The sequence below is a fragment of the Leyella stercorea DSM 18206 genome (assembly GCF_000235885.1).
Classification (GTDB): Bacteria; Bacteroidota; Bacteroidia; order Bacteroidales; family Bacteroidaceae; genus Prevotella; species Prevotella stercorea.
Map to the genome: position 1 here is coordinate 1 of NZ_JH379344.1, position 9,013 is coordinate 9,013.

General features: G+C 42.1%; 8 protein-coding genes. 6 read left to right on the forward strand and 2 right to left on the reverse strand.

Features of this window, described 5'->3' with window-relative positions; all coding sequences use genetic code 11:
- Positions 1-276 (forward strand): hypothetical protein (locus HMPREF0673_RS14445; RefSeq protein ID WP_007896748.1); only part of this gene is annotated, 276 nt, incomplete at its 5' end.
- Between the two features lie 84 nt (positions 277-360).
- Here HMPREF0673_RS14445 and HMPREF0673_RS00555 read toward each other — a convergent pair.
- Both HMPREF0673_RS00555 and HMPREF0673_RS00560 read right to left on the reverse strand, forming a co-directional pair.
- The gene (locus tag HMPREF0673_RS00555; protein ID WP_007896749.1) at positions 361-1,212 is read right to left on the reverse strand and encodes a hypothetical protein; all 852 of its coding nucleotides are present in this window, start codon (positions 1,210-1,212) and stop codon (positions 361-363) included.
- A gap of 167 nt (positions 1,213-1,379) precedes the next feature.
- The gene (locus HMPREF0673_RS00560; protein WP_157591594.1) at positions 1,380-2,531 is read right to left on the reverse strand and encodes an AAA family ATPase; all 1,152 of its coding nucleotides are present in this window, start codon (positions 2,529-2,531) and stop codon (positions 1,380-1,382) included.
- A gap of 213 nt (positions 2,532-2,744) precedes the next feature.
- Here HMPREF0673_RS00560 and HMPREF0673_RS00565 point away from each other — a divergent pair, with 213 nt between their 5' ends.
- The 5 genes from HMPREF0673_RS00565 to HMPREF0673_RS00585 all read left to right on the forward strand — a co-directional run bounded on the left by HMPREF0673_RS00565 (position 2,745) and on the right by HMPREF0673_RS00585 (position 8,995).
- Complete coding sequence (locus HMPREF0673_RS00565; protein WP_007896751.1) at positions 2,745-4,937, forward strand: DUF4838 domain-containing protein; 2,193 nt, start codon at positions 2,745-2,747, stop codon at positions 4,935-4,937.
- Between the two features lie 604 nt (positions 4,938-5,541).
- On the forward strand, positions 5,542-6,162 hold the full coding sequence (locus tag HMPREF0673_RS00570; RefSeq protein WP_007896754.1) for a hypothetical protein: 621 nt from the start codon (positions 5,542-5,544) through the stop codon (positions 6,160-6,162).
- Between the two features lie 39 nt (positions 6,163-6,201).
- Complete coding sequence (locus tag HMPREF0673_RS00575) at positions 6,202-8,034, forward strand: tetratricopeptide repeat protein (RefSeq protein ID WP_007896755.1); 1,833 nt, start codon at positions 6,202-6,204, stop codon at positions 8,032-8,034.
- A 2-nt stretch (positions 8,035-8,036) separates the two neighbouring features.
- Entirely contained in the window at positions 8,037-8,552 is a 516-nt protein-coding gene (locus HMPREF0673_RS00580; RefSeq protein ID WP_007896756.1) for a hypothetical protein, read from the forward strand.
- On the forward strand, positions 8,549-8,995 hold the full coding sequence (locus tag HMPREF0673_RS00585) for a hypothetical protein (protein WP_040596134.1): 447 nt from the start codon (positions 8,549-8,551) through the stop codon (positions 8,993-8,995). Before HMPREF0673_RS00580 ends, HMPREF0673_RS00585 begins: the two co-directional genes overlap by 4 nt.
- Positions 8,996-9,013: the final 18 nt, after the last annotated feature.

Genomic DNA, 9,013 nt, shown 5'->3' on the forward strand with positions numbered 1-9,013 from the left:
TATAGCCTGACACAGTTTATTTTACACTCTCATGCCGGAAGAGAGCTATGGCGTTACTATCACAAACAAGCAGGAGCCAACCCTAATGCTTCTTACTATGACATAAAGATGCACTTCCAAGGTACAAAGACCACGAAGAGTGGAAAGGTGCAGATGAACTCCACCAGCGAGGATGCAACCTATAATGCCTTGCTTGCCGACCTCAGACAGTCCATGAAACTACTTGCTGCTCACATAGAGCCTAAAGTGTACGACTATGGCTTCTTGAAGAAATAATCTTGATAAAACGAGAAAGGATGCCTTTAATGTTGGCCTCCTTTCTCGTTTTATTTTATTCAGTAATTTTGATGAATAGACTTTTTAATATTCATCATTTTCGTTCCACATATAAACTGTTAGATTTTTGCTATCCCAAAACACTCTATCAAATTGTTTCAAAAATTTAGAACCTAAAAGTCTCTTTTTTAGTTGAACTACATGTATGTTTTTATATAGTCTTTCATTAATATATAATTCTGAAAATATTATTTTCTTTACTTTTTGAGTATCAAATAGCGTATTATTTGTTCTAATCATTGTATCGCAAGAATGATTAGATTTTAGCTTCTCTATGTAATGTTCATCTATCGACAAATCACCATCAAATCCTGTGTCAATTAGAATATCATCAATAACTTCGTTGTCTAATCTTAAGGTTACCTTTGGGCATATTCTATCTTTATATTTAAGAATTGTGGCGGATGAAGGAATCTGTGGTTTAAAATCAAAAGACTTTATGTCTAATGTATTTTGGGTCGAAAGAAAAAGCATGTTTAGCTTTGATAGTACATTCATTCCAATGATTGCTTTGATTCTATTGCTTTTGAAACCAGAAAAGTATGCGAAATTTTTAATTTTTACTTTATCATTAACTTCAAAATATTGTGTGAAATACATTGGTAAAATTTTATTATTACCTTCTCCATCGTTAACCAAGACTGGAAATAAAAAAAAAGGGAATCCAATTTTATTAGAAGATATATATGAAAAATCTGCACCAGTATCAAATATTATACCATCTTGTGTGGTAAAATCACGACAATCACCTAATTGAATCTGACCGACCTCGATATTAGTTAAATATCCTTTATAACAAAAAAAGACTACAACAATCCATACTGTAATCAAAGATAAAATAAAAATCACGACATTCTTAAAATTCATGTATTTCATATTCTTTTTAAGTTTTACGGATTCAGTTTTTTAGAAAATAGGTTTCGATTAGCTAATCATGGTTCAAAAATACACAAAATCCTCAAAATAACAAACAAAATAAGAAATGTATTGAATATCCGTGATGTTTTTAAAGGTAATAAAACGTTGCAGAATAGGCTTTGGAGTCACACTCCGAAGCCTATTCTGTTTTTTCTGCGTGGCATCTCTATGGGCACAATGTCCTCCGGCGTAATCAGAAGAAGGTCGTTGTGATTCTTCGGCGGCTGCTTCACGCATCGTGTGGCGTGCTGAATGTAGATGCGCTCCAGCTGGTTGGCTATGAAGCGTGCGTTGCCCCACGTCTCGGTGTCGCGAGCGCTGAAGGCGAGCGCTATCATATCGGTGTATTTCTGCCATGCCTTTACGGTGAAGCGGTAGCTGTACTCCTCAATGCGGCGGCTGGTTATCTCGAGCAGTTCGTCGACGCTGAAGTCGGCAAACTCGAAGCGGTTGGGGAAGCGCGACAGCAGTCCTGGGTTAGTCTCGAGCAGTTCGTTCATCGGCTCCTTGTATCCGCAGAGCACCACGGCGATGTCGCGCTGACTCTCGTCGGCAAGCAGATTCATGAGTAGTTGTACGATGATCTTTCCGGGGTCGTTCTCGTTCTTTCCGTTCAGAAGGTATGCCTCGTCAATCATCAGGACGCCGCCCTGCGCCATCTCCACCACTTGCTTCATAGCCCTTTCCTCGTCGCCCCAAAGCGTGCCGATGAAGGTGCCGCGGTCGCATATCACGACGTGTCCTTTCGAGAGCGCTCCCGCCTCGTGCAGCAGCGCCCCGAATATCTTGCAGACCGTGGTCTTGCCTGTGCCGGGGTTGCCGAGGAATAGGCTGTGCAGCGAAACCCGGTGCTGCTTCAGTTCTGGAAACTGTTCGTGCAGCATGCGGTTGTAGGCGGTCAGCGCCACCAGTTCGTCCATGCGCTTCTTGATGTTGCCGCAGCCCACCAGCTTCTGCAGCTCCTCCTGCGGATTGTCTATGGGGCGCAGTATCTCCACCTTTACTCTTACGTTCTGGTTTTGCTCTATGACGTCGCCAGGTAACGGATTGTCGGTGCAGATGTCGTCAGCCTTCTCTGTCGGAGTGTTGTCCTCGGCTTGGTATTCATCTACATCTTCATCTACATCTTCATCTACATCTTCATCTTCCAGAAAAGGATCCTCTTCGTCCTCAGTCTGCATGTCGTCGAGTTTGACATCCTTGTACTCTTCGCTCAAGAACTGCTTCATGAGTCGTTCGAAATCCTCGTTGAAATTCTCGTCAGTGTTGTTCTGCATATTAGTCATAATTCTATCACGTTAAAAAAGCAACTAAATTCTTTGTCATTTCGTTCATTTTTTTGCTACAATAATTTTTGTTTTGTGATAGAATTATGATTATCTGCTGCAAATGTAGTGCAAATATAGATAACTACCAAATGTTTTTGCGTAACTTTTTATAACTTTGTACGTACACAACTTTAAAACCAATTTATTACAACATTCTTCAATATGATTAAGTCATTAAGAAAGATACTTCTCGTGGCGTGCCTTGCGGCTCCGTCTGTGCTGCCGGCGCAGGTTTGCCTCGTGAGTAAGGGCAAGGCGCAGGCACGCATCGTGCTTGCTCAGGAGAACGACGTAAACCGTAAGGCGGCGCAACTGCTGCAGCGCTTCGTGCGCGAAACATCGGGTGGCGAACTGCCTATCGTTGCCAATGGTCGCCGCTCTAAGAACTGCGTTGTGATTGGAGAGTCGACCAACGAAGCCACCGACGACGGATACGTAATCGACTGCTCGCGCGGCACACTCGCCATAAAGACGGCAGGCGGCAAGGGTGCTATATACGGCGTTGTGGCACTACTCGAGAAGCAGCTCGGAGTAGACTATCTCGCTAAGGACTTCTACACGCTCACGCCCTCTGCCGATGTGCGCATTCCGCAGATGCACGTGGCGGAGAGTCCGGCGTTCCGCTTCCGCCAGACGTTCAGCTACTCTAACAACGACAGCACCTACCGCGACTGGATGCGCCTGCAGGAGCACCGCGAGATGTTCGCCGCCGACATGTGGGTACACACGTTCGACCGACTGCTGCCGTCGTCGGTCTACGGCAAGTCGCACCCCGAATACTACTCGTTCATCAACGGCGAACGACGTCCCGGCAACCACAGCCAGTGGTGTCTCACCAATCCCGACATCTTCGAGATAGTAGCCCACCGCATCGACTCTATATTCAAGGCTAACCCCAATCAGAACATGATTTCGGTAAGTCAGAACGACGGCAACGACACCTACTGCCAGTGCCCAGAGTGCCGCAAGGTGAACGAGTACGAGGGTTCGCCTGCCGGCTGCTACGTACGCTTCCTCAACCGCCTGGCTGAGCGCTTCCCCGACAAGCAGTTCTCTACGCTTGCCTACCTCTTCACCATGCATCCTCCGAAGCATGTGAAGCCGCTGCCCAACGTGAACATAATGCTCTGCGACATCGACACCAAGCGCGAGGTGCCGCTCACCGACAACGAGTCTGGACGCGACTTCGTGCGGGCGCTCGAAGGCTGGGCGAAGATTTCCAATAATATCTTCGTATGGGACTACGGCATCAACTTCGATAATGTAGTGGCACCGTTCCCCAACTTCCACATTCTCAAGAAGAACATACAACTCTTCAAGCGCAACCACGCTACGATGCTCTTCGAGCAGGTGAACGGAACGCTCGGCACCGACTTCGCCGAACTTCGAGCCTACATGCTCGGCAAACTGATGTGGAACCCGGAGCTCGATGCTGACTCGCTCATGCAGCGTTTCATGCGCGGCTACTACGGCGCTGCCGCTCCCTATCTCTACCGCTACCAGCAGATGCTTACCGGCGCGCTGCTCGCATCAGGCACACCGCTGTGGATATACGACTCGCCCATTACGCACAAGAACGGAATGCTCAACGCCAACCTCCGCAAGGCTTACAACGAACTCTTTGATGAGGCTGAAAAGGCGGTGGCTGCCGACTCGGCGATGCTGGCGCATGTGCGCATAGCCCGATTGCCGCTGCGCTATAGCGAACTGGAGATTGCGCGCACCGAGAGCGGTGGCGACAAGGCTGCGGTGGAGAAATCGCTCGACACGTTCGGCACAATCTGTGCCCAGTACGGCGTGCCTACGCTCAACGAGCGCAACAACAAGGTGGAGGACTATTGCCGTCTATATCGTCAGCGTTTCCTGCCTAACGGCACGAAGAACAAGGCAGCCGGAGCGAAGGTGATATGGAACATACCGCCACAAGAACGCTATCAGCCAATAGCTGACAAGGCACTCACCGACGGACTCTACGGCGGCACCACATTCGTGGAGAGTTGGGTAGGCTGGCAGGGTGAGGATGCCGACTTCGTGCTCGACATGGGCGAGCAGAAGCAGGTGAACAAGATAACCACCGACTTCCTCCACCAACTTGGACAGTGGATTCTGCAACCGAAGAGCGTAGCTTACTACGCCAGCGACGATGCCAAGAACTTCCGTCTTCTCGGCACACACGAGTTCCCCGAAGACCGCGACATAAGCGTTAAGTTCGTTCCCGCAACCGTCACTCTCGCTGCTCCCGTCAAAGCCCGCTACATCCGCGTCGTCGTCAAGACACTCGGTCTCTGTCCCTCATGGCATTACGGCGTAGGCTATCCTGCCTGGTTCTTCCTCGACGAGGTGGTAGTAGAGTAGACCTTCGATGATATGGTATAATGTCTCAGTACGTGAAAAAATCTACCATATCTCCCAGCATCGCCGTAACGCTCACACTATTAACAGCATAATGGCTGGAAGATACCGCTCCGCAAGGGCGAATCTTCCAGTCATCTTCCAGTTACTTTTTCTAAAAAGAAACTTTTTTTGCTGAAACATATTCCAATATCGTATAAAACCCTTATCTTTGCAAAGTATATCCATCCGAAAGCCCCAAAGGGCGGAGGTCGGGTAGACATATACATAATAAGGCGTAACTGTACGCTTTGGTTTTGACAGTGTAAGAACTTCGCAAACTCTCAACTGCTAGTCAAAAACAAAGCAACGGGAACGCCTCATGGGATGTATTATATACAACCCTCATTGGCTTCGTACAGTTTTACTGTTCGTTGTTATGGGGCATTATATACTTACATCAACGTGGGGCTTTCGGCGTTGCTCGTTTCGACTGGCAGGGCAATGCGAAGGCCTTTACACTGTGGAACGAGTGACAGGACTGGCTCCACGTTTCTTATTTTTGTATATATGCCAGATAGAATCGTTATCAACTCCGTGGTAGCCAAGAGTCAAAATTTGTCGAACTATGGCTATTGCATTAAGACATCCAATTGCAGCAAAAGTTAATGATAGAGCAAGCTTTTTACGCTACCTATTAACAGCATTCCCGAATTTTTTAGCAGAGTGGGAAAATAAAGCAGAGAAAGAATTTTTACAAATTGCCAAAGATAATTCAGATGGTGATATAGAAGTAGAATCAACAATATATTCTTCTCTTTGTTCTGCATTTAATGATAATGCAGATAGAATGAATATGTTTTATCAATCTGCTTTCTTGATGTGCTATTCATATTATGAAAGTTGCGTAGCTCAACTAAGCAAAAAAGTGAATGCACCAGAAAATATCCTTGCAATATGTAGATCTAAGAGTATCTCGTTGTCAGAAGAATCACTCAAAGCTATTGATTACTTGCAACATGACCTAAATGATTTAAGGAATAATATCTGTCACAATAATTTTGGAACATACCGCAAGATTGATTCTTTGAAAAGGCTTTCAGAACTAAATGTTGGTTTTGATTATGATGGCAATACTTTATTTTTTACCAATCCAAAGCTCATAATTGATGCTTTGGATAAGATGCATGCTGTATTGCATGAATTATGTGAAAAGCTCGGGTATACAACTAAATATATTGGAAAGTAGAAGTCTGTGTCAGAAATTAGAATTATAAACTATCATATTATGAATATAAAGAAACAACTTTTGTTATTTTTGTTTTGCATGTTTTATTCATACTCTTGCTTTGGTCAAGTTAAGATAACAATGGAGAGACATGGCAATGTATATTATGTCCCTGGTAAAGTAAATGGATTGTCTATGAAATTTATCTTTGATACGGGGGCCAGCAATGTATGTCTTTCTTTGACAGAGGCCATTTTCATGTTGAAGAATGGATATATCAAAGAAGCAGACCTCGGTGAAAAGGGTTATACTCAAATAGCCGATGGTAATATTGTGGAGAACACTAAAGTGATTCTTCGCAATATAGAGATTGGAGGTGTCACCATAAATGATGTAGCTGCTGTCATTACAAATAGTCTTGATGCTCCATTGTTATTAGGACAATCAGCCATCCAAAAGTTGGGGCCAATTCAACTTGATGGGAATATGCTTGTTATTGCTAATGGTAAAGATATTCCATCGGAAGCAAAGGCAGAAAAGTTATATTATAAAGCATATCAGCAAGTGGAAGCTAAGGAATATGATAAAGCTATAGAATGTTCATTGGAGGCTCTGAAAAATACAAAAGCACCAAGGCTAAGAGCAATGTTGTATGATAATATTGGAAACGCTTATAGTAAAAAAGGAGATAATAATAAGGCTTTAGATTCTTTTAGCAAAGCATTAGAAGCAGATATGTCGTATACACCGTCGAGATATAATTTAGGTGTAGTAAATTACGAAATGAAAAAGTATGATGATGCATTAAGAGCTTTTCAATTATACATTTCAAATATGGCTAATAAAGATTCTAAATCCCTGTCTGCAGCATATTGTTATATTGGACAAATTTTTGAGAAAGAAGGTCGTTACAATGAAAGTGGGGAAAATTATCTTAATAGTATACGACTTAATCCAAGTGATATCGCTTATTTTGGTTTAGCTGATGTCTGTGGTATTACGCATAACTATGAAAAAGCTGCGGAAAACTATAGAAAAGGCTTAGAATATGCTCCAAATAATATGAGCAGTATTAAATATTATCATAAACTTGGTATGTGTTTGGTGTATATGAATAAGAGGAATGAGGCATATGATGCTTTTGATAATTGTATTAAAACAACATCCCGCAACAAAGAATTATTATTTGCAGTCTTGGATTCATCAGCTATAGAAGAGAATCTAAGAGCTTTCGCCTGTGAATGTATGGCACTTTCTTTGAATGCAGAACTGTGGAGTGCAAGGGTCGCTCCTAATGCTCAAGAATGTATAAGAAGATATAACCATATTATGAGTTATAATCCTCCTATTCCTAAAGAATTAGAAATGACAGTTATGGATTATTATACTTTAGCCAAGGCTTACGATTTCTGTAAGGATACTGAAAATGTTGTAAGAATAATTGATATGGGTTTAAAGAAATTTGATAATGACCCGGAACTACTTTTTTTTAAATCTCTACATATGCCATCTGATAGTGAAGAGTGTATCAGTATATATAAAAAAATACTGGAAAAAGAATCCTTGTATACTCCTCAAAGTTTTGATTATGGAACGGTTTATAATAACATAGCATGGGGCTATTGTCTTCAGAAAAAATATAATGAAGCATTGCCTTATTCTTTGAAGGCTATAGAACTAAATCCAGAACACGGCTATAGTTGGGAAACTTTAGGAGAATTATACTTCTATCTTGGTCAATATGAAAAATGTATTGATGCTATGACAAAATGTATTGCGTGCAATGATGATAAACAGCATAAAAACGCATATGAAATGAGAGGAAAGTCATATCTTAAAATAGGAAATACTAAAGAAGGGAAAAGGGATATAAACAAGGCAAAAGAAATGTAGTAATGGAACAAAGGAAATTAAGCCTACTGTGGTATAGATTTATTTTGACAATGGCTCTTGGCTGTATAACAATGTTATGCAGTGCAAGAGGTAATGAGCCAGGAAACAATCTTGGCAAGACAATCTGCGAATTACGCCAAGTGTTTCCAAATGCACGTTATTTGCGCACTGAAGTTAACGGTGATTTCTATACAGACGGTGAAGACCCATCAGAGGGATTGAGTTGCTTCTTCTACTTGAAGAACAATAGAGTTATTGAAGAGTGCATGATAATACAGAGCAATGATGGTTTTCCAAAGATGGTCTATGATGCTTGGATTAATACATTCTCTAAGTATATGCGAGTCGCCGCATTTGGGATAGGAGCTAATCACATGTGTTTTTCAACATTCTCAATGCATATAATGTTTTTTGCAGAGCATGGGAAAAATACAGCTTTGTTGGTGTACCAAGCAGGAGGTGTTAACAATGGTATTACTTATAACGATTTTATGAACAAATGGAGCAAAAAAGTATGAAAAGATTTATTATTTTGTTTGTGTTATTGACTACGACATTAGCCGTGTCATCGCAAAGTCTATCGGAAATGCAAAAATATTTCCAAAACAACAAGGATTATTTAGACCCGATAGAAGGGTTCTATGATGTGGAAGCAGATGGTGATTACGTGACACCTTTTGTTCAACAAAAGTGTCCAAAAGAATACCTCACTTTGATTATAAAAAAGAACAGAGGAAACAATTTTGATGTTTACATGAAGGACAATGACGGTGAAATAGATTTGTCCGATAAAATTAAGATAGAGAAAATCGGCGAAACTAATGTTTACTATTTTTATTTTGAAACAAGCAAATGTCGTACTTACTTAACAGACAACTATTGTCATTTTATTGCGAAATTACAATTTGATTATAACACAGCAGTTAATTTTACAAGAAACACAAAACGGCTCACCCGATAAACCCAGGGGGAAGAATCT